Source organism: Pseudorhodoplanes sinuspersici (assembly GCF_002119765.1).
In the GTDB taxonomy this organism is placed as follows: domain Bacteria; phylum Pseudomonadota; class Alphaproteobacteria; order Rhizobiales; family Xanthobacteraceae; genus Pseudorhodoplanes; species Pseudorhodoplanes sinuspersici.
The window spans coordinates 4,726,936-4,752,209 of the sequence record NZ_CP021112.1; the positions used below are offsets into that span (position 1 = coordinate 4,726,936).

The window sequence follows — 25,274 nt, forward strand, 5'->3', positions numbered from 1 at the left end:
AATTAAAAGAGCACAGTCGGCTTAATCGAAAGCGGAGAGGTCACAGAACACAATCAGTGTGAGATGAGGGAGAGCTGTCATGACGCACAGATGCCTCACAATTCGACTGAGCGTGTTGAGCCTCGCAGACGGGGCCTGTGGTAGGTTTGCTGCCGCGACAATTGTCATCATGATCTATTCGGCATAGCTCGAATCAAGCGAAACCAGTCAGGGGGAAAACACTTCAATGTAATTGCGTTGCGGAGCGCGAGGAAGATTCCTTGATACTCCGTCTGTGCTCACGGAGGGCACCATGACAATTTTGTATTTGCGTATCGCCTTCGTTTCAGTTCTCTTTCTGACGTCGTATCACCCGGCAACAGCCTGCGAATATCGCGCCGAAAACAAAGTAAGTGCCTCGCTCCAACGCTCGGCCGATGTCATATCGGCCCTCCGCGAGGCAACGATCGCAGGCATTCTCCCGACCAATGCTGCTGATCCGAAAAACGGCGACACTGACGACCACAAATCCACAATCGGACGGATGCAGCGTTTCGGTAACGCACTGGCTTCGTCCGGCGCTGAAGCGGCGTCCGGTCTGTCGATGCTCTTGGTCGAAGAGGGGCTCTGGAGCCGCTATCGCGCGATGCAGGACGGCGTCGCCTTCCAGATTCAGACCAGTGGGGCTCAAGCCGATGACACCGTCGTCATCACCGGCGAAGCTGTCCTCGCCGCGATGGAAGAGGGAACTCTCTCGTCCGACGAGGCCATCGCGCGCGGGTTGATTGTGATCGTGCCGGGCGACTCGATTGATGATGGAAAAGTTTTGTCCGCTTTCGCGTCATTCGCAAAAGCGGACAATTTCACTCAACCGATAGCGTTCAAGAAACAACGCGTATTGCGCTGGCGAGAATAATTCCGGCCAGACTGATTTCTGGCCTTAAGCCTTGCGGGTCGAGAGCGGCACGTAATCACGGCGTGTCGCGCCGGTGTAAAGCTGACGTGGACGGCCGATCTTCTGCTGCGGGTCTTCGATCATTTCCTTCCACTGTGCGATCCAGCCGACTGTACGGGCGACGGCGAACAACACTGTGAACATCGAGGTCGGGAAGCCCATCGCCTTCAGGGTGATGCCCGAATAGAAGTCGATATTCGGATACAATTTCTTTTCGATGAAATACTCGTCGCTCAGCGCGATACGCTCGAGCTCAATCGCCACCTGCAGCAGCGGATCGTCGCCATGGCCGACTTCCGCCAGCACTTCATGGCAGGTCTTCTGCATGATCTTCGCGCGTGGATCGTAGTTCTTGTACACGCGATGACCAAAGCCCATCAGGCGGAACGGATCGTTCTTGTCCTTCGCCCGCTTCACATATTCCGGGATGCGGTCAACGGAGCCGATCTCGGCCAGCATCTTCAGCGCCGCTTCGTTGGCGCCGCCATGCGCCGGCCCCCACAGGCAGGCGATGCCGGCAGCAATACAGGCAAACGGATTGGCGCCGGACGAACCGGCGAGGCGCACAGTCGAGGTAGACGCGTTCTGCTCGTGATCGGCATGCAGGATGAAGATGCGGTCCATCGCCCGCGCCATCACCGGATTGGCCTTGTATTCCTCGCAAGGCACCGCGAAGCACATCTTCATGAAGTTCGACGAATAGTCGAGCGCATTGGTCGGATACACGAAGGGCTGGCCGACCGTGTATTTGTAGGCCATGGCGGCCAGCGTCGGCATCTTCGCGATCATGCGGATCGATGCAACGAGCCGCTGATATGGGTCAGAGATATCGGTCGAGTCATGATAGAAGGCGGAGAGTGCGCCGACCGATCCAACCATGACGGCCATCGGATGCGCGTCACGGCGGAAGCCCTGAAAGAAGCGGCTCATCTGCTCGTGAATCATGGTGTGATTGGTCACACGCCGGTCGAAATCGGCCTTCTGCGAAGCGGTCGGCAATTCACCGAATAGCAGCAGATAGCAGGTCTCGAGGAAGTCGCCGTGCTCGGCGAGCTGTTCGATCGGATAGCCGCGGTAAAGCAGGATACCCTCGTCACCATCGATATAGGTGATCTTCGATTCGCAGCTCGCAGTCGACGTGAAGCCGGGATCGTAAGTGAACATCCCGGTTTGTGCGTACAGCTTAGCGATGTCGATCACGCTGGGACCGATGGTCCCGTCTTGTATAGGGAGGTTCCAGCTTTCGTCGCCGATGGAGACCTTTGCGGTCTTGGCATCCGTCTTCGCGTCCATAATCGTTCCTTTGCGCGGGGACGGCCGCCGAGTCCATACCGGTCATTGACCGGCCAACGGTGTTCGGCGACCGACGAATTGGTCCTGTGATTGTGGCGTAACCCATCCCTTTCGGCATCGCAAGATGGGCCGCCTCAGGGGATGAGACCCATGCGAAAGGATAAGAACGTCACCGTAAAATTCGCAAAAAAAGCGACTGGACGGCGAGACTTACGGCGCAACTGGAGCGGACGTTTTGGCCTGGTCGCGCATGCGAGAGAGGGATTCAGACTTCCCGAGCACGGCCAGGACATCGAAAATGCCGGGTGAGGTGACACGCCCGGTCAGCGCCGCACGCAACGGTTGGGCAATCGTGCCGAGTTTTACATTGGCGGTGTCGGCATAGGTCCGGACGGCCGCCTCGGTCGTTTCCGCCGACCAATCTGAGATCGCATCGAAGGCGGGAAGCAGCGCGGCGAGCACCGCTCGCGCCTCCGCGGTCAGGATCGTTTTCGCTCGATCCTCAAGCCGCAGCGGCCGGTCCGCCCAGATGAAACGCGAATGTTCGAGTAACTCCACCAGCGTCTTTGCACGCTCCTTCAAGCCCGGCATCGCTTTCAGCAATTTGCCACGCAGCGTGTCGTCGAGTTTTGATGCAAGTTCACTGCCATGGGCAATAAAGGGCAGGGCCTTTTCCAGTTCGGCCAGCAGCGCGGCGTCATCGGTCTGCCGGATATAATGGCCGTTCAGGCTTTCGAGTTTGACGAAATCAAACCGCGCCGCCGAGCGGCCGATCTGCGGCAAGTCGAATAGCTTGAACATTTCCTCGGTTGAAAAGATTTCCTGATCGCCATGACTCCAGCCGAGCCGCACCAGATAATTGCGCAACGCTTGCGGCAGATAACCGAGCGCGCGATAGGCATCGACGCCGAGCGCACCATGACGCTTCGACAACTTTGATCCGTCCGGACCGTGGATTAGCGGAATATGCGCCATCGTTGGCACCGGCCAGCCGAGCGCATCATAGATCTGTTTCTGCCGGGCAGCGTTGGTCAGATGATCGTCGCCACGAATGATATGCGTCACGCCCATGTCATGATCGTCGACCACAACGGCGAGCATATAGGTGGGATTGCCGTCTGACCGCAGCAGCACGAGATCGTCGAGATCCTCGTTCTGCCAGACCACGCGACCTTGAACCTGATCCTCAATCACCGTCTCGCCGGTGGAGGGCGCTTTCAGCCGGATGACCGGTTTGGCGCCCGCCGGCGCCTCGGACGGATCGCGGTCACGCCAGCGGCCGTCATACATGCGAGCCCGGCCCGCCTTGCGGGCAGCCTCGCGCATCGCGGTGAGTTCCTCCGGCGTCGCATAGCAGCGATAGGCGTTGCCGGAAGCCAGCAATTGCTCGGCCACCTCGCGATGGCGGGCGGCGCGCGCGAATTGATGAACGGCGTCCCCGTCCCAGGTGATGCCGAGCCAGGTTAACCCGTCGAGAATGGCGCTGATTGCAGCCTCGGTCGAGCGCTCGCGGTCGGTGTCCTCGATCCGCAGCAGCATCTTGCCGCCGCGCCCGCGGGCATAGAGCCAGTTGAACAGCGCTGTGCGCGCTCCGCCGATATGGAGGAAGCCGGTCGGGGAAGGCGCAAAGCGGGTGACGACGGGGTCGGACATCCTAGGCTCGGTCAGCGTCAGCGGTTGTTTCGGTCGGAATCAGCCCATCTATCATGTGATAATGCGGGCGGAAACAGCGCATTGCGCGGCAATAAGGCAAGGGCGCGGCAAGGTTTACAGTGTCTGGACCTTGGCGCTCGGGAACGAATTTGGCAGATAGGCGCGTCGCGGACGGCTGCGGCACAGCAGAGGCTAAACGAATGGCGGTTGACGAGACTTCAACGACGGAAGCAGGGCGCGACTTCATTCGCGACATCGTGCAGGCGGACCTTGATTCCGGCCGCCATAAATCGGTCGTCACCCGCTTCCCGCCGGAACCGAACGGCTATCTGCATATCGGCCACGCCAAGTCGATCGGCCTGAATTTCGGGATCGCACAGGAATTCGGCGGCCGCTGCCACCTGCGGTTCGACGACACCAACCCCGCCAAGGAAGAGCAGGAATATATCGACGCCATCAAGACCGACGTGCATTGGCTCGGTTACGATTGGGGCGACAATCTGTTTCACGCGTCGGATTATTTCGAGCAACTCTACGAATGGGCCGAGCTGCTGATCCGCGACGGCAAGGCCTATGTCGACGACCAGACGCCCACACAAATGCGCGAGACCCGCGGCACGTTGACCGAGCCCGGTGTGAACTCACCTTTCCGCGACCGGTCTGTCGAGGAGAATCTGGATCTGTTCCGCCGCATGCGCGCCGGTGAATTCCCGAACGGCGCCCGCGTGCTGCGGGCCAAGATCGACATGGCGTCCGGCAATATCAATCTGCGCGACCCGGTGCTTTACCGTATCCTACACGCGCATCATCCGCGCACCGGCGACGCCTGGAAGATCTATCCGAGCTACGACTTCGCGCATGGGCAGTCGGATGCGATCGAACACATCACGCATTCGATCTGCACGCTGGAATTCGAGGACCATCGTCCACTCTACGACTGGTTCATCGAAAACCTGCCGGTCCCGTCAAAGCCGCACCAATATGAATTCGCACGGCTGAATCTCAGCTACACGATCCTGTCAAAGCGTGTGCTGACGCAGCTGGTGCGCGATGGCCATGTGTCGGGCTGGGACGATCCGCGCATGCCGACGCTGGCCGGTCTGCGCCGGCGCGGCGTGCCGGCGGCGGCTTTGCGCGATTTCATCAAGCGCATCGGCGTCGCCAAGGCCAACAGCGTCGTCGATGTCGCGATGTTCGACTTTGCGATCCGCGAGACGTTGAACAAGACCGCCTTGCGGCGCATGGCCGTGCTGCGCCCGCTGAAAATCGTGATCGAGAATTATCCGGAAGGGCAGAGCGAGGAGCTGGAGGCGGTCAATCATCCGGATGACGAGAATGCCGGCACCCGCCGCATCCGCTTCGGCCGCGAAATCTATATCGAGCAGGAAGACTTCATGGAGAACCCGCCGAAGAAATTCTTTCGGCTATCTCCGGGGTCGGAAGTGCGGCTGCGCTACGCCTATTTCGTCACCTGCCGTGAGGTGGTGAAGAACGATGCCGGCGAGATCATCGAGCTTCGCTGCACCTATGATCCGGCCACCAAAGGCGGCAATGCGCCGGACGGCCGCAAGGTGAAGGCGACCATCCACTGGGTGTCGGCCGCCGACGCCGTGAATGCCGAGGTTCGCATCTACAATCCGCTTTTCACCAAGCCGGATCCGGACGCGTCGAATTTCGCGGCGGAACTCAATCCGCAATCGCTGGAAGTGCTGCCGGACGCCAAGCTGGAGCCGGTCCTGGCCGGCGACAATTCCGACGAGCCGGTGCAGTTCGAGCGCCAGGGCTATTTCGTCCGCGACCGGGACTCCAAGCCTGGCCATTTGGTGTTCAGCCGTACCATCGGCTTGCGCGACACCTGGGCCAAGGTGTCCGCGGGCGGGTAATGGCTTCGTCATTCCAGGACGCTGCGGGGAGCAGCGGACCCGGAATCCAGAGCCCATCCATTGAACTGGATTCCGGGCTCGCTCGCACGCAGCCAAGTTTACGCTGGCTGCGTGCACTTGCCAGCGATGCGAGCGCCCGGAATGACGTGGAGGCGGGCTTTGATGTAACCTGCTACCGCGGTAATGGCCGGGGCGGGGGCTCATGGCGGAGCAGGGCAAGGCGAGGAGCCGGGCGCGGGCGCGCACGTGGCCATTGGGCCACCGCGCGGCTGGCCAAAACCTTTCGCCCGGCTGGCTCGACGATCTCTCGCGTCTATCGCAAACAGCCGGCGCCCGCATCGGCGACTGGATTGCGTCCGACGTCGCACCCGGTCGCCTTGTTCCATGGCTGCCGGTGGCATTCGGGCTTGGGGTCGCGCTTTATTTTTCGGCCGATTACGAGCCGTCTCTTTGGGCTGGAGTCATCGCAACAGCGATTGCCTTGGCCATCTGTATTGCCACGCGAGCAAGACCGGTCGCTTGGCCGTTGATGATCGGCTTCACCGCAATCGCGGCGGGCTTCACGTTCGCGACATGGAAAAGCGTTCGCATCGCGCATCCTGTCCTTACCACGCCAGCTTACAACGTCACACTCACGGGCTTCGTCGAACGTCGTGAAGAACGCGAACGTAACGATCGGATCGTCATCCGCGTTCATAACATGAGTGGTGCGCGCGCGAATGAAAAACTCGAACGTGTCCGCGTCACGGTCCGCAAGGGCCTCGCTCCCGCTGTCGCCTCATTTGTCGAATTGCGCGCGCGGCTCAATCCGCCGCTCACACCGTTGCGTCCAGGCGGTTATGACTTCGCGCGCGATTATTATTTTCAGCAACTCGGCGCAACCGGATTCGTGCTTGGTCAAATCAAGCATGTCAGTGCGCCTGAATCGCCGAGCGTCTGGCTTCGTTATACGGCCGCAATCAGCGGTTTACGCGATGCCATCGACGCGCGCATTCGCGCGGCCGTGCCAGGAGACAAGGGCGCCATCGCATCGGCGCTGATCACCGGAAAACGCGATGCGATTTCCGCTCCCGTCAACGACGCCATGTATATCTCGAGCCTTGCGCATGTGTTGTCGATTTCCGGGTATCACATGGCCGTCGTCGCCGGCGTCGTGTTCTTCGTCGTCCGTGCCGGCCTCGCCTTGTTTCCAATCGTCGCCAGCCGCTATCCTATCAAGAAATGGGCGGCGGGCGCGGCGCTGATCATCGCGGCGTTCTATCTCTTGTTGTCGGGCGCAGAGATCGCGACGCAACGCGCCTTCATTATGACGGCCATTGTGCTGATCGGAGTCATGTTCGATCGGCCGGCGCTCACGTTGCGAACGATCGCGGTTGCCGCGCTGGTGCTGCTGGCGATTGCGCCAGAATCGATCGTCCATCCGAGTTTTCAGATGTCGTTTGCGGCAACACTGGCGCTGATCGCCGTCTATGAGCGCGGGCTGCCGTGGCTGTCCAATGTGCCCGACAAATCCTTGAGCGCACGCACTGCGTTATGGGGAGGCCGGGAGATCGTCGCACTCATTCTCGCATCGCTGGTCGCGGGGCTCGCGACCACCTTGTTCGCCGCTTATCACTTCCATCGCCTCGCACCCTATGGCGTTCTCGCCAATCTCTTGGCCATGCCGGCGGTCTCGATCTGGGTGATGCCCGTGGGTCTTCTGGCACTCGTCGCTTTGCCGTTCGGATTCGACCGGCCGTTCTGGTGGCTGATGGGCGAGGGGATTGAATGGATCATCGTGGCGGCAACCTGGGTCGCCAGCTTGCCTGGCGCTGTTGGCCGCATTCCCGCTTTTGGCATCGGCCCATTGCTGATCGGCACGGCAGGCCTCGTCGTTGTATGCCTCTTGCGTTCCCCGCTGCGCTGGACAGGTGCCGGCTTGGGCGCAGCTTGCATCGGCTTCATTCTAATCACGCCGCGTCCCGACATGTTCGTCTCCGCGGATGCGGGCATGGCAGCGGTGCGTGACGCGGGCGGCGTCTTGCGGATCATTGCGAGCCGACGGGACGAATTCGTGCTTGGCGAATGGCTCGCCGCCGATGGGGATTCACGATCTGCCAAGGATTCGTCGCTTGCGGAAAGCACACGCTGCGATGAAAACGGTTGCGTTGCCCGCCTGGCCGATGGGCGGCCCGTAGCATTGTCGCTTACGGCGGAAGCCGCAGCCGAAGATTGCGAAATCGCAGCCTTCGTCGTGACGAACAGAACGATTCCGCCGCATTGTGCCGCGCCGGCTATTGATCGCAACGTCGCACGGGCCAATGGCGCGAGCAGAGCACGATGGAACGGCTCTTCGTTCGCGATCGATTCAGCGCGACCGACAAACTATCAGCGCCCGTGGACGGCGAAGCCGGTGCAAACGGCAACGTCCGCGCAGCCGCAAGCACCACCGCGTGATGCGACGCCGCGTCTACAGGATCTGGATGTCGAAGATGCCGTGTCAGTACCGGCGGATTAGGCCGATCAGCTTGCCTTGGATGCGCACGCGTGTTGGCGGCAGGATGCGCACTTCGTAGGCCGTATTCGCCGGCTCGAGTGCGATCGACGCGCCTCTACGGCGGAAACGCTTCAGCGTGGCTTCCTCTTCGTCGATCAGTGCAACAACGATGTCGCCGGTATCGGCGCCGTCGGACTTGCGGATCAACGCAACGTCGCCGTCGAGGATGCCGGCTTCGATCATCGAATCGCCGCGGACTTCCAGCGCGAAATGTTCGCCCGATGCCGAGAGCATGTCCGGCGGAATATTGATGGTTTGAGTCTTGGTCTGGATCGCCTCGATCGGCGTACCGGCGGCGATCCGGCCCATCATCGGCACGGCCACGGGGCGATTGCCGCTGCTGCCATTGCCGTCGTCCTCCGAAGAGACGGTCCGGACACGGCCGAGATTGCCTTCGATGACGCTGGGCGTGAAGCCGCGGCGGGCGCCTGGTCCCTGGACGACGGAATCGGGCAGCTTGATCACCTCAATCGCCCGGGCGCGGTTGGGCAGGCGGCGAATGAAGCCGCGCTCCTCCAGAGCCGTGATCAGCCGGTGAATGCCGGACTTGGAGCGCAGGTCGAGCGCGTCCTTCATCTCGTCGAAGGAGGGTGGCACGCCGGCTTCTTTCAGCCGCTCGTTGATGAAGCGCAAAAGCTCGAACTGTTTCCGCGTCAACATCGATCGTCTCCCCCGGCAACCGGCACCTCAAGGGGTGCGAAACAAATCATGAACGGACACTATATGTTCGATATGTGTTCTGCAAGCCCTTAATTTGGAGTGAAGAAAGCGAAGGGATTTCAAAGGGGAAGTTTCAGGATCGTGCAGATCGAGCCAACCGCGCCCCGCGGTGCCAGCGGCTCGCGGAGGACGAGGCAATCGGCATGGGCCAGCACCCGGCCCATCGACGAATCCTGCAGCGGAAACGGCGTCGCCACCAGGGCTCCGCGGACCGACCGCGATATCCGGGCACGCAGATAATCGGCCCGCTCGTCATTCTCCGGCAGGTCGGAGCCCAGCAAAGCCTGCTCGGTCGGGTTCTCGACATCATGCCGCCCGGTCATCTTCCGCAGCAGCGGTCCCAGGAACAGGAAGGCGCAGACATAAGCCGACACGGGATTGCCCGGCAGGCCGAGCACCTGCATTTCGCCCAATTGTCCATGCATCAGCGGGCGGCCCGGTCGCATCGCAATCTTCCAGAACGACAGATCGATGTTTTCGGCCGAGAGCGCCTTCTGCACGAGATCGTAGTCGCCGACCGAGGCGCCGCCCATCGTCACCAGGACATCTACATTTGCATCGCGCGCGCGGCGGATGGCGGAGACTGTGTCTTCAAGACGATCCGCTACAATGCCGAGATCGATGACCTCAGCGCCCAGCCGCCGCGCAAAGGCCATGATCGAAAAGCCGTTCGAATAGATGATCTGGCCGGGCCCCGGCGTCTGCCCCGGCAACACGAGTTCATCGCCGGTCGCCAGCATGGCAACGCGCGGCTTGCGATGGACCGGCACCAGCGGATGGTTCATCGCCGCGGCGAGCGAAAGATCCCGGTCGGTCAGCACGCGGCTACGGACCAGCAGGATATCGTTGTCGAAAAAATCGAGCCCTGCTTTTCGGATATGACGCCCGGCTTGCGGCAATGTCGCGAAGATAATTTTGTCGCCCTCGCGGCGAGTATGTTCCTGCACGACGATGGTGTCGGCGCCGGCAGGCAATTCTCCGCCGGTGAAAATGCGCGCGGTCTGCCCAGCCTCGATCGCGCCGGTGAAGGGACGCCCGGCCGCAACCTCGCCAATCAGCGTCAGTTCGGTCGGCACCGTTGTGATATCTTCCGCGCGCACGGCGTAACCGTCCATCGCCGACACATCGACGGGCGGCTGTGTCCGCAGCGCGCGAAGATCCTCGGCCAGCACACGGCCATACGCTTCGTTCAATGCCACGTGCTCCGCCGGCAAAGGCCTAGCCTTCGCCAGCACGCGTTCGAGGGCGTCAGCAACCGGAAGCAATGACACAACACCTAATCCTTTGCGCGGAATAGACCGGACTTGCCGCCCGATTTCTCGATCAACCGAATGCCTTCGATGCGCATCTCGCGTTCGGCCGCCTTCACCATGTCATAGACGGTGAGACAGGCGACGGAAACAGCCGTCAGCGCTTCCATCTCGACGCCGGTCTGTCCCTGCACCTTGACGGTGGCGCGGACTGCGATGCCAGGCAATTGCGCATCAGGCGCAAGATCGACGGTCACCTGCGAAATCGCCAGCGGATGACAGAGCGGGATCAGGTCATGCGTCCGTTTCGCCGCCATGATGCCGGCAATGCGGGCCGTACTGAGCACGTCGCCCTTCTTGGCATTGCCGGAGACGACCAGATCGAGCGTCGCTTTCGACATGACGACCCGGCCTTCGGCAACGGCGACGCGTTCGGTCGATGCCTTCTCGGACACATCGACCATCCGTGCTTCGCCGGACGCACCAAGATGGGTGAGTTTGCCTGCCATGCGCCGTCAGCTCGCAGCGTCCTGCGGCCGTGCCAGCAGCGTGCGGGTTGCAGCAGCGACGTCATTCGCGCGCATCAGGCTTTCACCGATCAGGAAAGTGGAAATACCGACGTCCGATAATACAGCGAGATCCTCGGGGGTGAAGATACCGCTTTCACCGACGATAATCCTGTCGCGCGGCACTTTCGGGGCAAGTTTGCGGCTGACCTCGATCGAGGTTTCGAAAGTGCGCAGGTTTCGATTGTTGATTCCGATCAGCGACGAACGCAGTCGCAATGCGCGCGCCAGCTCGGCTTCGTCATGGATTTCGATCAGCACATCCATGCCGAGCGCAATAGCCGCGTCTTCAAGATCGCGCGCCAGCGCATCGTCGATCGCCGCCATGATCAGGAGGATACAATCGGCCCCGACACTGCGTGCTTCAGCCACCTGATACACATCGAACATGAAGTCCTTGCGCAAAGCGGGCAGGGTGGTCGCCGCACGGGCCTCGGTCAGATAGGACAGTTGGCCCTGGAAGGACGGCGCGTCGGTCAGGACCGACAGGCAGGTTGCGCCGCCGGCTTCATAAGCTTTGGCGATCGCCACAGGATCGAAATCGGCGCGGATCAATCCCTTCGACGGACTGGCCTTCTTCACTTCGGCGATCAGTGCATATTGCCCCGCCGCAAGCTTGCGTCTGATGGCGTTAGCAAAACCGCGCGTCGGCGCAGCTGCCCGCGCTTCACGTTCAAGCGTCGCAAAAGGCACGCGGCTTTTCGCAGCCGCGATTTCCTCGCGTTTATAGGCCTCGATCGTCTTGAGAATATCGGCCATCATCATTCACGCGTTGGACACGGTGATCAGGCGATCGAGCCTGGCGCGCGCCGCGCCTGACGACAACGCCTTGCCCGCCAGTTCAGCACCGTCCTGCAGCGTTTTTGCGGCGCCGGCGACCACGAGCGCAGCGGCGGCGTTGATCAGGGCTACATCGCGATAGGCGCTCGGTTTGTCATTCAGCACATCCTGCAAGGCGGCGGCATTGTGATCGGCGTCGCCGCCGCGCAGGGCTTCCGGCTTGGCCAGCGCAATGCCGATATCGGCCGGCGAAATCTCGAAGGTGCGCACCTTGCCGTTTTCCAAAGCCGCGACGGCGGTCGGACCGGAGGTTGTGATTTCATCGAGACCGTCAGAACCGTGGACCACCCAGGCGCACTCGGACCCGAGATTTTTCAGCACCAAAGCCAACGGCTCGATCCATTGCCGCGAGAACACGCCGACAAGCTGCCGCTTCACATTGGCCGGATTGGAGAGCGGTCCCAGAAGATTGAAGATCGTGCGCGTGCCAAGCTCGACGCGCGTCGGTCCGACATTCTTCATCGCCGGATGATGCGCGGGAGCGAACATGAAACCGATCCCGGCATCTGAAATGCATCGGCCGACATCGGCTGGCGTGAGGTCAATGTTCACGCCAAGCGACATCAACACATCGGCTGCGCCCGACTTCGACGACAGCGCCCGGTTGCCATGCTTGGCAACGGGAACGCCGGCGCCGGCGACAATGAACGCCGCGCAGGTCGAGATATTGTAGGAGCCGGATGCATCGCCGCCGGTGCCGACAACATCCACCGCATTCGCTGGTGCGTCGACCTTCAGCATCTTTGCGCGCATCGCCGCCACCGCACCCGTGATCTCGTCAACCGTCTCGCCGCGGACACGCAGCGCCATCAGGAGGCCACCCATCTGCGAGGGCGTCGCTTCGCCCGACATCATGCGGTCGAAGGCATGCGCAGCTTCGTCACGTGACAATACGGCACCTGTTGCGGCCTTGCCGATCAACGCCCTTAAATCGTCCGTCATGCCGCCCTCAATGAATGCGTTGTCGCGCCGCACCTTGATTCCAGGCGGCGGCAAGATCGAGAAAATTCTTCAGGATCAGATGCCCGTGTTCGGATGCGATGCTTTCGGGATGAAACTGCACGCCATGGACAGGCAACGTTTTGTGAGACAAACCCATAACGATCTGATCGTCGGTCTCGGCGGTGACCTGAAGCGCATCGGGCATCGTCTCGCGTTTGACCACAAGCGAATGATAGCGCGTCGCCTTGAATGATCCATTGATGCCGCGGAATACGCTGCCGCCGTCATGCCGGATATCACAGGTCTTGCCGTGAACCTGCGAGGGCGCGCGCACGACCTCGCCGCCAAAGGCCTGTCCGATCGCCTGATGACCAAGGCACACGCCGAGGATTGGAATCCGGTTAGACGCCCTGGCGATCAGATCGAGACAGATGCCGGCGTCATCGGGGGTGCGGGGCCCCGGCGAGAGCACGATTGCCTCGGGCTTGGCCGCGATGACATCGTCCACCGAGACCGCATCATTGCGGTGTACGACGATGTCGGCACCCAACCCGCCCAAGTAATGCACGAGGTTGAATGTGAAGCTGTCATAGTTGTCGATCAGAACGATCATGGCGCCCGGCAATCCATGCGCTCCCGGGCGAACGCAAATCCGAATACGCAATCTGCGCAAGCTTTGATTGCGTCGCAAAACCGGTACCGCGCTTGCTGACTGCGCGGCAGCCGCCGCGGGTTTAGACGGGGGTTCCAGGAGGGTCAAGCCGAGCGGCATTGGCCACAGGCGACGAGCCCGGCACGGCTGCGGTCATCGCCGTCGCCGCAGCGACGATGGTGCTCCGCAACCAGATGTGCCGGGGGTCGTGCTGGTGGCGCGCATGCCAGAGAAGGCTCATCGTGAAGCTGCCGAGATCGATAGGCGGGGCCAGCGCCACCAAACGTCCCATGCCAGCCGTCGTCTTGGCCAGGCTGGACGGCAGGGTCATGACGAGGTCCGAGCGTGCCGCAATCTCTACCGCGGCGAAGAAGCTTGGCACACGTACGTTCACCCGTCGTCGGCGGCCGATGGCATTCAGCGCGATGTCCACGGGCGCAGGTCCAATGCCGGTGACGCTCACCACGATATGGCCAAGCCGAAGATAGTCATCGAGCGTCAGTTTTTTGCCGGCATCAGGGTGTTCAGCACGCATCAGCGTGACGAACCCGTCGTCAAAGAGGCGGCGTCGATGAATACCCGCCGGCGCGTCATCGAACACACCGACCACAGCGTCCACGACATCATTCTCCAGCATTTCGATCGCCGTCGCGCTGGGTGGCAGGATGTCGAGGTCGAGCCCGGGCGCCTCATTGGCAAAGCGCTCCAGCAGTAAAGGGACCAGCGAGGCGGCCTCAAGGTCGAGCATCGCCAGCCGCATCTGGCCCGTTGCCGCAGCCGGGTTGAACGGCGTTGCCAACAGCATGTCGCCGACGCCGGCCAGCGTTCTGCGCAGCGCCGGTCGGATCTCCTCGGCGCGGGTGTTGAGAATGTAACCGGCCCGGCTGTCGACCAGCAGCGGGTCTGAAAACAAGGCGCGCAGGCGCGACAAGGCGCGGCTGACGGCGGGCTGGCTCATGTTGAGACGGCGGGCGGCGCGGGTGACGCTTTTTTCCTCCAGCAGCGCGTCGAGCACCACCAGCAGGTTTAAATCGACGCCCCTCAAATCCACTTCACGCATACTGAAAATATAAACCATGCATTGGATGCATGGAAGGGCTCCCTGTATTCCGCTCGACATCGACAGCAGCCAACAATGGAGACAGGTCATGCATGTGGTTTTTGGAGCGAATGGCAGGGCCGGCGGTGAAACCGCGCATGCCCTGATCGAACGCGGCGAAGCGGTGCGTGTCGCCGTACGCCGCCCTGAACAGGGTGAAGCATGGAAGGCGCGCGGCGCAGACGTCGCCGTCGCCAGCATCGACGATGCGAACGCGGTCTCGGCCGCTTTGGAAGGGGCGACAGCCGCGTTCCTGTTCAATCCGCCTCCGGTGGCGGGCGACCCGTTCGCGCAGGCCACACAAGTCGGTTCGGCGTTGGCAGAGGCCGTGCGGCGTACGCACCTACCCAGGGCGGTCGTGCTGTCGTCGGTCGGCGCCCAACACGAAACAGGTACCGGCATTATTGCCACGCTGCACCAGATGGAAGGCGCGCTGGCTGGCGCGGCGTCGGCGACAGTCTTTCTGCGGCCGGGCTATTTTGTCGAAACCTGGTCCGAGGTTGCCGAAGCTGCTGTCGCAGGCGGCACTCTTCCGACGTTTCTGGAGCCTGACCAGAAGATACCCATGGTCAGCACGATCGATGTCGGGCGGACGGCCGCCCAACTGATGTGCGAGAACTGGTCAGGACCGCGCGTGGTGGAATTGGGCGGCCCCGAAGACTGGAGCGCCCGGGATGTGGCGATGGCCTTTGCCGACGTCCTCGGCCGCCCGGTCGCACCGGCATTCGTTCCGCCTGAGCAACGCGCGGCCGTTCTCGCCGAAGTCGGACTTCCGGCAACCGTGGCAACGGCCCTTCTCGGCATGTACGAGGGGATCGCAAGTGGCCGCGTTGCGCGTGCGGACGGCACCGAACACCGGCGCGGGACGACATCGCTCGCCACAGCAGTCGCGCGCATCATCACGAAAATTCAGGCGGCTACCTGATCGCCAAGTCTGGCATTTGATGAGGCCGTGGCCTTACGAAAGGGCTACGGCCGCCCCGGCGGGTTTGCATGTCACTGACCGCGCCGTGAGCCGCTGGCAAAGCGCCGCGCTTCCTCCGCCGCGCGGAACAAAGCCTTGGCTTTGTTGATGCATTCCTGCTGTTCGAACACAGGGTCGCTGTCAGCCACGACACCTGCGCCAGCCTGCACATACATGGTGCCGTCCTTGATCACTGCCGTCCGCAGCACGATGCAGGTATCCATTTCCCCCGCAGCGGAGAAATAGCCGACGCAACCGGCATAGATGCCGCGTTTTTCTTTCTCGAGCTCGTCGATGATCTGCATCGCCCGAACCTTAGGCGCGCCGGACACCGTGCCGGCTGGAAAGCCGGCAATCAGCGCATCGAGAGCATCGCGTCCCGCCGCCAATTCGCCTTCGACATTCGAGACGATATGCATCACCTGACTGTAGCGCTCGATGAAGAATTTGTCGGTGACATCGACACTGCCGATGGTCGAAACTCGCCCAACGTCGTTGCGCCCAAGATCGAGCAGCATCAGATGCTCGGCGCATTCCTTCGGATCAGCGAGCAATTCACGTTCCAGCGCGGCATCTTCGTGCGGCGTTGCGCCGCGCGGCCGCGTGCCGGCAAGCGGACGGATGGTGACACGCCCGTCGCGCACGCGAACAAGAACTTCCGGGCTCGATCCGGCGATCGAGAAGCCGTCGAAATCGAGGAAGTAAAGAAACGGCGCCGGATTGACACGGCGAAGCGCGCGATAGAGCGAGAACGGCGACAAGTCGAATGGTGAAGAAAATCGCTGTGACAGCACCACCTGGAAGATATCGCCGGCGGCGATATATTCCTTGGCGCTGCGGACCATCGACGCATATTCATCTGGCGTCGTGTTCGAGACCTGCGGTGTCGCAATGGCGTCTGGCGCGTCGTGCATCGACTTTGGCAGCGGCGCATCGAGCGCATCGACAATCGCCGTCAGGCGTTCAGTGGCGCGCGCCAACGCCGTCTTTGCCGATACACTTCGTTCGGGGCGGACCGGCGTGATGATGGTGATCGAATCCTTCACCGCATCGAAGACGATCACAATGGTTGGACGGATGAGGATCGCATCCGGCGTGCCGAGCACATCCGGATTGATATCCGGCAACCGCTCCATTTGCCGCACCATGTCATAGCCGAGATAGCCAAACAGACCGGCCGAGGGTGGCGGCAATTCCGGCGGCAGTTCAATCCGGCATTCAGCGATCAGCTCGCGCAAGGCATCGAGCGGAGGGAGCGGGCAGGGTGAAAACTGCTCCGGCGCCCGGATCGCGTTGCGATTGGTCTCGGCATGATTGTCACGCACGCGCCAGACGAGATCGGGCAATAGTCCGATGATGGAATACCGGCCGCGGACGGCACCGCCTTCAACCGACTCGAACAGGAAGCTCATCGGCTTCCCGCTCGCAATCTTCAGAAAAGCGGAAACCGGCGTTTCCAGATCGGCAACGAGCGTCGTCCAGACGACTTGCGCAGCGCCACGGTCATAGCGTTCGGCAAAGGCATCGGCAGTCGGTTCGATGAGCATGGGACATTCACAACAACAAAGTGGCCAAGTCAGTTGAAGCGGATGTCCTATTTCCGTTCGTCCCCGCGAAAGCGGGGACCCAGAGGCTGGATTCCGCGTTCGCGGGACGTGAGCGGAAAGAGTGCTCTCGCGCTAATTCGTGGTGCCGCCGATCACCTGGTTCAGCGCAGCCTCATTGATGGTCGCACCGAGATCGTTCTGAATGCTGGTGATGTATTGCGCGATCAGGTCTTCCGAATAGGCATTCGTGAGATTGCCTTCCAGTCGGCGCGCTTCGGGCGAACCGGGAGCGACAGGCGGCACGGTGACACCGGTCACACGAAATACGATCCACTGTGTCGGCTCATCGCCCTCCGACGATCCGGCCGAATCCTTCGGAGTCTGGAACACGGCTTCGAGCGCGTTCGCGGGGAAATTGCCCTGCGTGCGATCGCGGCGCAGCGACGCGATGAATTGCGGCTTGGTGTTGAAGGCCGCGGCCGTCTCGCTGATGCTCGAGACCTTTAACTTTTCGACCGCTTCCTTGGCCTTTTCCTTCAGCTTCTCGACGACCTGATCATTGCGCCAGCGTTCGACAACACGGTCGCGCACTTCATCGAGCGGACGTTCGCGCGAGGGCGTCACCGACAGCACTTCGAACCAGACATATCCGGCGCCATTTGGAAGCTGGATCGGATCGTTTTCCACGCCGGGCTCGGAGGCAAAGATCGCGGAGGGCAGGTTGGCGCCAGCCGGCAGATCGGCGACAGGATTACCGTCGGGACCACGACCTGCGCGGTCGATCGCATCGATGGTACGAACCGGCAGATTGAGCTTCTTGGCAAGATCGGCAATGGAGCCGCCCGAAATCCGTTCGTCTTCCATCTTGTCGAAGAGCGTACGCACTTCGCGGCGTGCGCGTTCGTTTGCCAGGTCACGTTTGATCTCAGCCATGACCTCGGACATGTCGCGTTTGACCTCGGCTTCGACCTTGCCGACGCGGACCAGCGCCGTGCCGAAGCGACCCTTGACCGGCTCGCTGACTTGGCCCGATTTCAACGAGAAGGCCGCATCGGCAATGGCCGGGTCGAGGATCTGTGACTTGCTGACAAGGCCAAGATTGAAATCGCCATCCTTGAGACCGCGTTCTGAGGCAAGTTGCTCGAAAGTCGTGCCCTGGGTCAGCTTCTGCGCAGCCGCCCGTGCATCGTCCTCATTCGGAAAAACGATCTGCTGCACCTCGCGCCGCTCCGGCGTGGTGTAACGCGTGGGGTCGGCGTCATAAACCTTCTTGGCATCGGCGTCGCTGACCTCGATCGTCTTTGTAACCTCATCGGGGGACAGGACGATCAGATCGGCTTTCCGGAATTCAGGTGCACGGAACAGCGTCTTGCGCTCGTCGAAATACTTGGTGAGCTGCTCTGGCGTAGGCTCAGGGATATCGCCAGCCTGTTCCGGCCCCAGCACGATATAGTCAAGCGAACGCAACTCATTAAGATAGCGGTTCTGCGCATCGACGGTGACGGCGGGCGGTGCGAGATCGCTTACCAGCGCGCGGACGATTTGCTGGCGTAGGAGCTGCTTGCGCTGCTCGGCAACATAACGGCCTTCGGTATAACCGGCCTGGCGAATGATCGCCTCGAACCGTGCGCGATCGAACTGGCCGGTGATGCCGCGGAATGACGGATCGTTGCGGATGCGGTCCGCGATCACCTCATTCGGCAGATTGAGACGGAGCGTGCGGACATTTTCATCGACTGCAGCTTCGGCCAGCATCTGGCCAAGCATCTGCCGGGGCAGGCCGAGTGCGCGTGCCTGGTCGGGCGGAATCGGACGGCCGACCTGGCGGATGAGCTGCTGCAGCCGGTCATTGTAGTTTTGCCGGAATTGCTCGACGCCAATTTCGGTGCTGCCGATTTTCGCAACAGTCGATTGTCCGAAGCCGCGGAAGATATCGCCGACGCCCCAGACCGCGAAACTGACCGCGATCAGGCCGAGGAGTAGGCCGGTAACGAGCCGGCCGAGCCAGTTACGGGTGGCTGTGTGCATTCCTCGAAGCATGGGCGGACAGAATCTCTTTTATGGGGAAGGGGTGTTAAAAGGCCGCGCATCATAGTGATGGCGCCTTTACGCTGCAACTCACTGACGAGTAACGGGAAAGCGTTGGCACGCGGTGGATCGGTTTGGTAACCGCAGAATCACGACGTTTAAAGCAAGAGGAAACCTGATTGATGGCAAACGATCCGCGTCCGCTGGTCGCAGGCAACTGGAAGATGAATGGTCTGCGCGGGTCGATTTCAGAACTCGAAGCGATCATCGCCGATGCTCAGGCCAGACCATGGCCGGTTGACCTGATGATCTGTCCGCCGGCGACGTTGGTCTGTGCTTTCGCCAAGGCTGCCGCAGGAGCGAAGATCGCCATTGGCGCCCAGGACTGCCACGCCGAGGTCTCCGGCGCCTTTACCGGGGATATCTCGGCGGAGATGCTGAAGGATGCGGGCGCAAGCGCTGTTATCGTCGGACATTCCGAGCGGCGGACCTATCACGGCGAAACCGACGACATGGTGAAAGCCAAGGCGAAAGCAGCGAACCGGGCCGGCCTGACCGCCATCGTCTGCATCGGTGAGACCTATGAGGAGCGTGAGGCTGGAGCCACAATTTCAAGGATTGAGAGGCAGTTAGCGGGATCTCTTCCGGAAACGATCGATGCCGTTAAACTGGTTATTGCATATGAGCCGGTCTGGGCGATCGGCACCGGGCTGACACCGACGCCGAAGGATGTCGAACAGGTTCACCAGACGATCCGGAAGCACCTGGTTTCGCTTGATAAATCGTCCGGACCGACGGTGCGGATCCTGTACGGCGGCTCCGTTAAACCGTCGAATGCCAAGGAGCTGATGGCGGTCCCGAACGTCAATGGCGCATTGGTCGGCGGCGCCAGCCTGACCGCCAAGGATTTCCTCGGCATCGCAGCGGCTTATGCCTGACCGCAAAGGGTAGAATTTTCCAACCCGGTCGTGTACAGACGCGGCCGCATTCCCTATATGGCGGCGTGACGCACCGGCCCGGCCCGGCGAACATCAGGTTTTTGACGCATGCATACGGTCCTTATCGTCGTTCATCTGCTCATCGTTCTGGCGTTGATCGGGCTTGTTCTGCTGCAGCGTTCCGAAGGCGGCGGACTTGGCATGGGCGGCGGCGGCGGCGGCTTCATGACCACCCGCGGCACCACCAATATTCTTTCCCGGACAACCGGATTCCTGGCAGCGGCCTTCTTCGCGACCAGCCTCCTGTTGTCGATCATTGCCGGCATGGACCGCGCACCGTCGTCGATCCTGAATACCGGCGCACCGGTGGCCCCGGGCGCGCCGACTGCGCCGCTTGGCACGGGCTCCGGCGGCGTCCTCGACGCGCTGAAGCAGCAGGGGGGCGGGCAGCCGCCCGCGGCGCCGCAGCCATCCGGGCCGCAGGTGCCGCAATCGCAGTAACCCTTAGGGAGGGCCGGGAAACCGGCCCTTCGAATTTGTGGGGGCAGTTATCCAACGCCGAGGGGGCCATAGCCCTCGTCGAATCGAAACCGGGTGTCTAAAGGTTAAGTCCCATGGCGCGGTACATATTCATCACCGGCGGCGTGGTTTCCTCGCTCGGCAAAGGTCTCGCTTCGGCGGCGCTCGGCGCGTTGTTGCAGGCGCGTGGCTACAAGGTCCGGCTGCGCAAGCTTGACCCGTATCTCAATGTCGATCCCGGTACCATGTCGCCCTATCAGCATGGCGAAGTCTTCGTCACCGACGACGGCGCTGAAACCGATCTCGATCTCGGCCACTACGAGCGCTTCACCGGCCGGCCGGCGACCAAGCGCGACAGCATCACCACCGGCAAGATTTACCAGGACATCATCACCAAGGAACGGCGCGGCGACTATCTTGGCGCGACCATCCAGGTCGTCCCGCATGTGACCAACGCGATCAAGGACTTCATCCGCGACGGCAACGAAGACTATGACTTCGTCCTATGCGAGATCGGCGGCACCGTCGGCGATATCGAAGGCCTGCCATTCTTCGAAGCGATCCGCCAGTTCGGCAATGAAGTGCCGCGCGGCCACGCCGTCTATATCCACCTGACGCTGCTGCCGTTCATTCCCAGCGCCGGCGAACTCAAGACCAAGCCCACCCAGCACTCGGTCAAGGAATTGCGCTCGATCGGTATCCAGCCGGATATCCTGTTGTGCCGCACCGACCGCGAGATCCCAGCAGAGGAACGCCGCAAACTCGCCTTGTTCTGTAACGTGCGCGAAAGCGCTGTGATCGAGGCGCGCGACGTCGACAACATTTACGCCGTGCCCGAGGCCTATCATGCCGCCGGTCTTGACCGGGAGTTGCTGGCAGCGTTCGGCATCGACAATGCGCCGGCACCGGATCTTTCGGTGTGGCGCAACATCAACGAGCGCATCCGCAATCCGGAAGGGCAGGTGACAATCGCCATTGTCGGAAAATATACCGGCATGAAGGACGCCTATAAGTCGCTGATCGAGGCGCTCTCGCATGGCGGCATCGCCAACAAGGTGAAGGTCAATCTCGACTGGATCGAAAGCGAAGTGTTCGAGCGCGAGGATCCGGCGCCGTTCCTCGAACACGTCAATGGCATCCTCGTGCCCGGCGGCTTCGGTCAGCGCGGCGCCGAAGGCAAAATCCGTGCGGCACGATTCGCGCGCGAACGGGCCGTCCCTTACTTCGGTATCTGCTTCGGCATGCAGATGGCCGTGGTGGAGGCAGCCCGCAATCTCTGCGGCATCGAAGAGGCGAATTCGACCGAGTTTGGCGAAACAAAAGAGCCGGTTGTCGGTCTGATGACCGAATGGATGCGCGGCAACGAACTGGAACAACGCAAGGCCGGCGGCGATCTTGGCGGCACGATGCGGCTTGGCGCCTACAAGGCGGCGCTCAAGCGCGGCAGCAAGATTTCAGGCATCTATGACGGCGAGACGGAAATCTCCGAACGCCATCGTCATCGCTACGAAGTGAATGCGCGCTACAAGGATCGTCTCGAACAGCACGGCATGCGCTTTGCCGGCATGTCGCCGGACGGCCTGCTGCCGGAGACGATCGAATACGAAAACCATCCCTGGTTCGTCGGCGTGCAATTCCATCCCGAACTGAAGTCGCGCCCCTTCGATCCGCATCCGTTGTTTGCGTCATTCATCGAAGCGGCGGTGGAGCGCAGCCGGCTGGTGTAATGAACCCGCTCGTTCCCGCGAAAGCGGGATCCAAGTCTTCGCGCAGGGGGCCAACCTTGCGTGGATGGGTGGACAATTGGACCTTAAAGCATGTCTCGCGGCCTCGACCATATCGTTCACGCCGTCCGCGATCTTGATGCGGCCGCCGATTTCTATCGGCGGCTCGGCTTCACCATCGGTGCCCGCAACCGCCATCCGTGGGGCACGCACAATCACATCGTTCAGCTACCGGGCGTCTATATCGAGCTCCTGACGGTTGCCGAGCCGGAAAAAATCGAACCACATAATGGGCGCTTTTTTTCTTTCGGCGCCTTTCATCGTGATGTTCTGTTGCACGAACAAGGGCTCGATATGATTCTTCTCGATGGACGAAATGCGGAAGCCGATGCGGCTGCTTTTCGGACGGCAGGAATCGGTGATTTCGAGATTTTCAATTTTGAGCGCGAGGGCAAACAACCCGACGGGAGAATCGTGAAGCTTGCCTTTTCGCTCGTCTATGCGCGCGACCCCAAAGCGCCCGATGTCGGTTTTGTCACCTGCCAGCATCATTTTCCGGAAAATTTCTGGAATCCCGCCTTCCAGCAGCATGCAAACGGCGTGACCGATATTGCCGGTGCCGTCATGATCGCGGACAATCCAAGCGATCATCATATCTTTCTGTCGGCGTTCACCGGCGAGCGCGATCTGCAATCGACATCGACCGGCATTACCGTGACCACACCGCGCGGCGACATTCAGGTCATGACGCCGGCGTCCTATACGGATCATTTCGATCTCGCCGCGCCCGATGTTGCTCGTGGCGCGCGCCTGGGCGCGCTGCGCCTGACCTGTCCGGATCTGTCGGTCGTTGAAGCCTGCCTTTCGGCTGGCAGGGTCGAAGCGAAACACCACATGGGCCGCCTGATCGTGCCGCCCAGTCTTGCGCATGGCGCCGCCATGATCTTTGAAGCGGCAACGGCACGATGACCACGGCAGATGCAGTGACAGCCATTCGTGGGCCGCTGGTTTACTGCCGCGACGATCCGTTTCTCACCGATCCGGCCACCGCCTTCGTGCATGAGCCGGATGGTCTCTTGATCTGCCGTGGCGGCAAGTTTGAAGCGGTCGGGGATTTCCAGACGCTGCGAGATCAAATCCCGGCCGGCAGCACCGTCGCGCATTATCCCGATGGCCTGATCGCACCGGGCTTTGTCGATACGCATGTACATTACGTGCAGACCGGCATCATTGGCTCCTATGGCCAGGGCCTGCTCGGTTGGCTCGATGACTATACGTTTCCGGCAGAGCAGGAACTTGCCGACGAGAGCAGGGCGCGGGCGATGGCCTCGGTCTTCTGCGACGAGCTTCTGCGCAACGGCACGACCACCGCGATGGTGTTCTGCGCCGTCTATCCGCAATCGGTCGATGCGCTGTTTGCTGAAGCGCAGAGGCGCAACATGCGGATCATCGCCGGCAAGGTGCTGATGGACACCAATGCGCCCGACGCTTTGCGTGATACGCCGCAGACCGGCTACGACCAGTCGAAATCATTGATCGACAAGTGGCACAAAAGGGGGCGCAATCTCTACGCCATCACGCCGCGCTTCGCCGGCACATCGAGCCGCGAGCAGCTCGCCATGGCTGGCGCGCTCTGGCGTGAGCACAAGGATGTCTTCGTTCAGACCCATATCGCCGAGAACAGGGATGAAGTCGCCTGGATGCAGAAGCTGTTTCCCGAGCGGCGCGACTATCTCGATATCTACGATCACGCCGGGCTGACCGGTCGGCGTGCGGTGATGGCGCATGGCATCTATCTCGACGAGGATGCGCTCTGCCGCTGCCATGAGAGCGGAACCGCGCTGGCCCATTGTCCGACATCGAACCTGTTCCTCGGCAGCGGGCTGTTCCGCACGCGCGATGCCAAGGACCCGCGCCGGCCGGTGCATGTCGGCATGGGAACCGACATTGGCGCAGGCACCAGCTTCTCGATGCTGGCGACGCTGGGTGAGGGCTACAAGGTCTCCCAGCTTGGCGGCGCGCCGGTCTCGGCGATCGAGGGTTTTTTCCTGGCGACCCTGGGCGGGGCGAGGGCGCTCGATCTCGATGACAGGATTGGAACGTTCCGGGCCGGCAACGAGGCCGATTTTGTGGTGCTCAATCCCAGGGCAACACCGATCCTCAAATTCCGGGAACAGCGTTCCCGCTCGATCGAAGAAACGCTCTTTGTGCTGATGACAATGGGCGACGACCGGGCTGTGACGGCGACCTATGTCGCAGGACGGCCGGCGCATGCGCTCTCATCCGTTGATTCCTGAGACCGCCCGGCGCATGGTCCGGCCGCGAGGAGAATTGTGGATAAACGCTTGATTCCAAACCCAGTCGTGGATCTCGGCGGGGCGCGCTTCGGCAACGATTTACCGTTGGCGCTGATTGCCGGCCCATGCCAGCTTGAGAGCCGCGACCATGCCGTCGAGATGGCCTCCGCGCTGAAAGAGATCGCGGCCCGGCTCGGCATCGGCCTCGTCTATAAAACCTCGTTCGACAAGGCGAACCGCACCAGCGCCCGGGGCGCGCGCGGCCTTGGCCTTGAAGCCTCGCTGCCGATCTTTGCGGATATCCGCTCGTCGCTCGGCCTGCCGGTGCTCACCGACATTCACGACATCTCGCAATGCGCCCCGGTCGCGCAAGCGGTCGATATCCTGCAGATCCCCGCGTTCCTGTGCCGCCAGACCGACCTTCTCATTGCCGCGGCAGAGACCGGCCGCGTCGTGAATGTGAAGAAGGGGCAATTCCTCGCACCCTGGGACATGAAGAACGTGGTCGAAAAGATCACCGGCGCCGGCAATGCCAAAGTGCTGGTGACGGAACGCGGTGCCTCGTTCGGCTACAACACGCTCGTCTCCGACATGCGCGCCTTGCCCGAACTCGCCAAGACCGGCGCGCCGGTGATTTTCGATGCCACCCATTCGGTGCAGCAGCCCGGCGGACAGGGCACGTCATCCGGCGGTCAACGCGAATTCGTGCCGGTGCTGGCACGCGCGGCTGTCGCGGTCGGCATTGCCGGTGTGTTTATCGAAACGCACCAGGACCCCGACCACGCGCCATCGGACGGGCCCAACATGATTGCCCTCAAAGACCTTGAACCCCTCCTGACAAAATTGATGGCGTTCGACCGCCTCGCAAAAAGCTGACGCGGATGGCGTG

At 61.7% G+C, this 25,274-nt stretch carries 21 protein-coding genes; 10 read left to right on the top strand and 11 right to left on the bottom strand.

What is annotated here, in order from left to right; translation table 11 throughout:
- The first annotated feature begins 292 nt into the window (after nt 1-292).
- On the top strand, nt 293-895 hold the full coding sequence (locus CAK95_RS23040) for a hypothetical protein (RefSeq protein ID WP_086090044.1): 603 nt from the start codon (nt 293-295) through the stop codon (nt 893-895).
- A gap of 24 nt (nt 896-919) precedes the next feature.
- Here the strand turns inward: CAK95_RS23040 and gltA are convergent, their stop codons facing one another.
- Together gltA and gltX are read right to left on the bottom strand one after the other, a co-directional pair.
- Nucleotides 920-2,227, bottom strand: a complete 1,308-nt coding sequence (gene gltA / locus CAK95_RS23045) for a citrate synthase (protein ID WP_086090045.1) — start codon at nt 2,225-2,227, stop codon at nt 920-922.
- 210 nt (nt 2,228-2,437) lie between these two features.
- Nucleotides 2,438-3,880, bottom strand: coding sequence for a glutamate--tRNA ligase (gene gltX, locus CAK95_RS23050; RefSeq protein ID WP_086090046.1), 1,443 nt, complete (start codon nt 3,878-3,880; stop codon nt 2,438-2,440).
- Nucleotides 3,881-4,080: 200 nt separating this feature from the next.
- On the opposite strand from gltX, the gene CAK95_RS23055 reads away from it, so the two are divergent.
- Both CAK95_RS23055 and CAK95_RS23060 read left to right on the top strand, forming a co-directional pair.
- Nucleotides 4,081-5,763 carry a glutamine--tRNA ligase/YqeY domain fusion protein gene (locus tag CAK95_RS23055; protein WP_086090047.1) on the top strand — a complete coding sequence of 561 codons (1,683 nt, stop codon included), beginning with the start codon at nt 4,081-4,083 and terminating at the stop codon, nt 5,761-5,763.
- 202 nt (nt 5,764-5,965) lie between these two features.
- Nucleotides 5,966-8,260 carry a ComEC/Rec2 family competence protein gene (locus tag CAK95_RS23060; protein WP_086090048.1) on the top strand — a complete coding sequence of 765 codons (2,295 nt, stop codon included), beginning with the start codon at nt 5,966-5,968 and terminating at the stop codon, nt 8,258-8,260.
- Here the strand turns inward: CAK95_RS23060 and lexA are convergent.
- From lexA to CAK95_RS23095, 7 genes are all read right to left on the bottom strand, one after another.
- Entirely contained in the window at nt 8,243-8,959 is a 717-nt protein-coding gene (gene lexA / locus CAK95_RS23065; protein WP_086090049.1) for a transcriptional repressor LexA, read from the bottom strand. The two genes, CAK95_RS23060 and lexA, sit on opposite strands and share 18 nt — an antisense overlap.
- Nucleotides 8,960-9,078: 119 nt before the next feature.
- Nucleotides 9,079-10,290, bottom strand: a complete 1,212-nt coding sequence (locus CAK95_RS23070; protein WP_086090050.1) for a molybdopterin molybdotransferase MoeA — start codon at nt 10,288-10,290, stop codon at nt 9,079-9,081.
- 5 nt (nt 10,291-10,295) lie between these two features.
- Complete coding sequence (gene moaC, locus CAK95_RS23075) at nt 10,296-10,778, bottom strand: cyclic pyranopterin monophosphate synthase MoaC (RefSeq protein WP_086090051.1); 483 nt, start codon at nt 10,776-10,778, stop codon at nt 10,296-10,298.
- 6 nt (nt 10,779-10,784) lie between these two features.
- The gene (gene trpC / locus CAK95_RS23080) at nt 10,785-11,594 is read right to left on the bottom strand and encodes an indole-3-glycerol phosphate synthase TrpC (protein ID WP_086091602.1); all 810 of its coding nucleotides are present in this window, start codon (nt 11,592-11,594) and stop codon (nt 10,785-10,787) included.
- Nucleotides 11,595-11,600: 6 nt separating this feature from the next.
- Complete coding sequence (trpD, locus tag CAK95_RS23085) at nt 11,601-12,617, bottom strand: anthranilate phosphoribosyltransferase (RefSeq protein ID WP_086091603.1); 1,017 nt, start codon at nt 12,615-12,617, stop codon at nt 11,601-11,603.
- Nucleotides 12,618-12,624: 7 nt separating this feature from the next.
- Nucleotides 12,625-13,230 carry an anthranilate synthase component II gene (locus CAK95_RS23090; protein WP_086090052.1) on the bottom strand — a complete coding sequence of 202 codons (606 nt, stop codon included), beginning with the start codon at nt 13,228-13,230 and terminating at the stop codon, nt 12,625-12,627.
- Nucleotides 13,231-13,351: 121 nt separating this feature from the next.
- Complete coding sequence (locus tag CAK95_RS23095; protein WP_086091604.1) at nt 13,352-14,329, bottom strand: LysR family transcriptional regulator; 978 nt, start codon at nt 14,327-14,329, stop codon at nt 13,352-13,354.
- Nucleotides 14,330-14,417: 88 nt separating this feature from the next.
- On the opposite strand from CAK95_RS23095, the gene CAK95_RS23100 reads away from it, so the two are divergent.
- Nucleotides 14,418-15,293 (top strand): NmrA family NAD(P)-binding protein, encoded by an 876-nt coding sequence (locus CAK95_RS23100; RefSeq protein WP_086090053.1) that lies wholly within the window; start codon nt 14,418-14,420, stop codon nt 15,291-15,293.
- A gap of 71 nt (nt 15,294-15,364) precedes the next feature.
- Here the strand turns inward: CAK95_RS23100 and trpE are convergent, their stop codons facing one another.
- Both trpE and CAK95_RS23110 read right to left on the bottom strand, forming a co-directional pair.
- Complete coding sequence (gene trpE, locus CAK95_RS23105) at nt 15,365-16,879, bottom strand: anthranilate synthase component I (protein WP_086090054.1); 1,515 nt, start codon at nt 16,877-16,879, stop codon at nt 15,365-15,367.
- Nucleotides 16,880-17,011: 132 nt separating this feature from the next.
- Nucleotides 17,012-18,907: a SurA N-terminal domain-containing protein gene (locus CAK95_RS23110; protein ID WP_086090055.1), complete on the bottom strand. Its 1,896-nt coding sequence runs from the start codon at nt 18,905-18,907 to the stop codon at nt 17,012-17,014.
- Between the two features lie 182 nt (nt 18,908-19,089).
- Between CAK95_RS23110 and tpiA the strand changes: the two genes are divergently transcribed.
- From tpiA to kdsA, 6 genes are all read left to right on the top strand, one after another.
- The gene (tpiA, locus tag CAK95_RS23115) at nt 19,090-19,845 is read left to right on the top strand and encodes a triose-phosphate isomerase (protein WP_086090056.1); all 756 of its coding nucleotides are present in this window, start codon (nt 19,090-19,092) and stop codon (nt 19,843-19,845) included.
- Nucleotides 19,846-19,953: 108 nt separating this feature from the next.
- A complete protein-coding gene (gene secG / locus CAK95_RS23120; protein WP_086090057.1) occupies nt 19,954-20,346 on the top strand; it encodes a preprotein translocase subunit SecG in 393 nt (130 codons plus the stop codon).
- A 113-nt stretch (nt 20,347-20,459) separates the two neighbouring features.
- On the top strand, nt 20,460-22,091 hold the full coding sequence (locus tag CAK95_RS23125; RefSeq protein ID WP_086090058.1) for a CTP synthase: 1,632 nt from the start codon (nt 20,460-20,462) through the stop codon (nt 22,089-22,091).
- A gap of 90 nt (nt 22,092-22,181) precedes the next feature.
- Nucleotides 22,182-23,057: a VOC family protein gene (locus CAK95_RS23130; RefSeq protein WP_086090059.1), complete on the top strand. Its 876-nt coding sequence runs from the start codon at nt 22,182-22,184 to the stop codon at nt 23,055-23,057.
- Nucleotides 23,054-24,385 (top strand): guanine deaminase, encoded by a 1,332-nt coding sequence (guaD, locus tag CAK95_RS23135; RefSeq protein WP_086090060.1) that lies wholly within the window; start codon nt 23,054-23,056, stop codon nt 24,383-24,385. Before CAK95_RS23130 ends, guaD begins: the two co-directional genes overlap by 4 nt.
- Nucleotides 24,386-24,433: 48 nt before the next feature.
- Nucleotides 24,434-25,261: a 3-deoxy-8-phosphooctulonate synthase gene (kdsA, locus tag CAK95_RS23140; RefSeq protein ID WP_245303499.1), complete on the top strand. Its 828-nt coding sequence runs from the start codon at nt 24,434-24,436 to the stop codon at nt 25,259-25,261.
- Nucleotides 25,262-25,274: the final 13 nt, after the last annotated feature.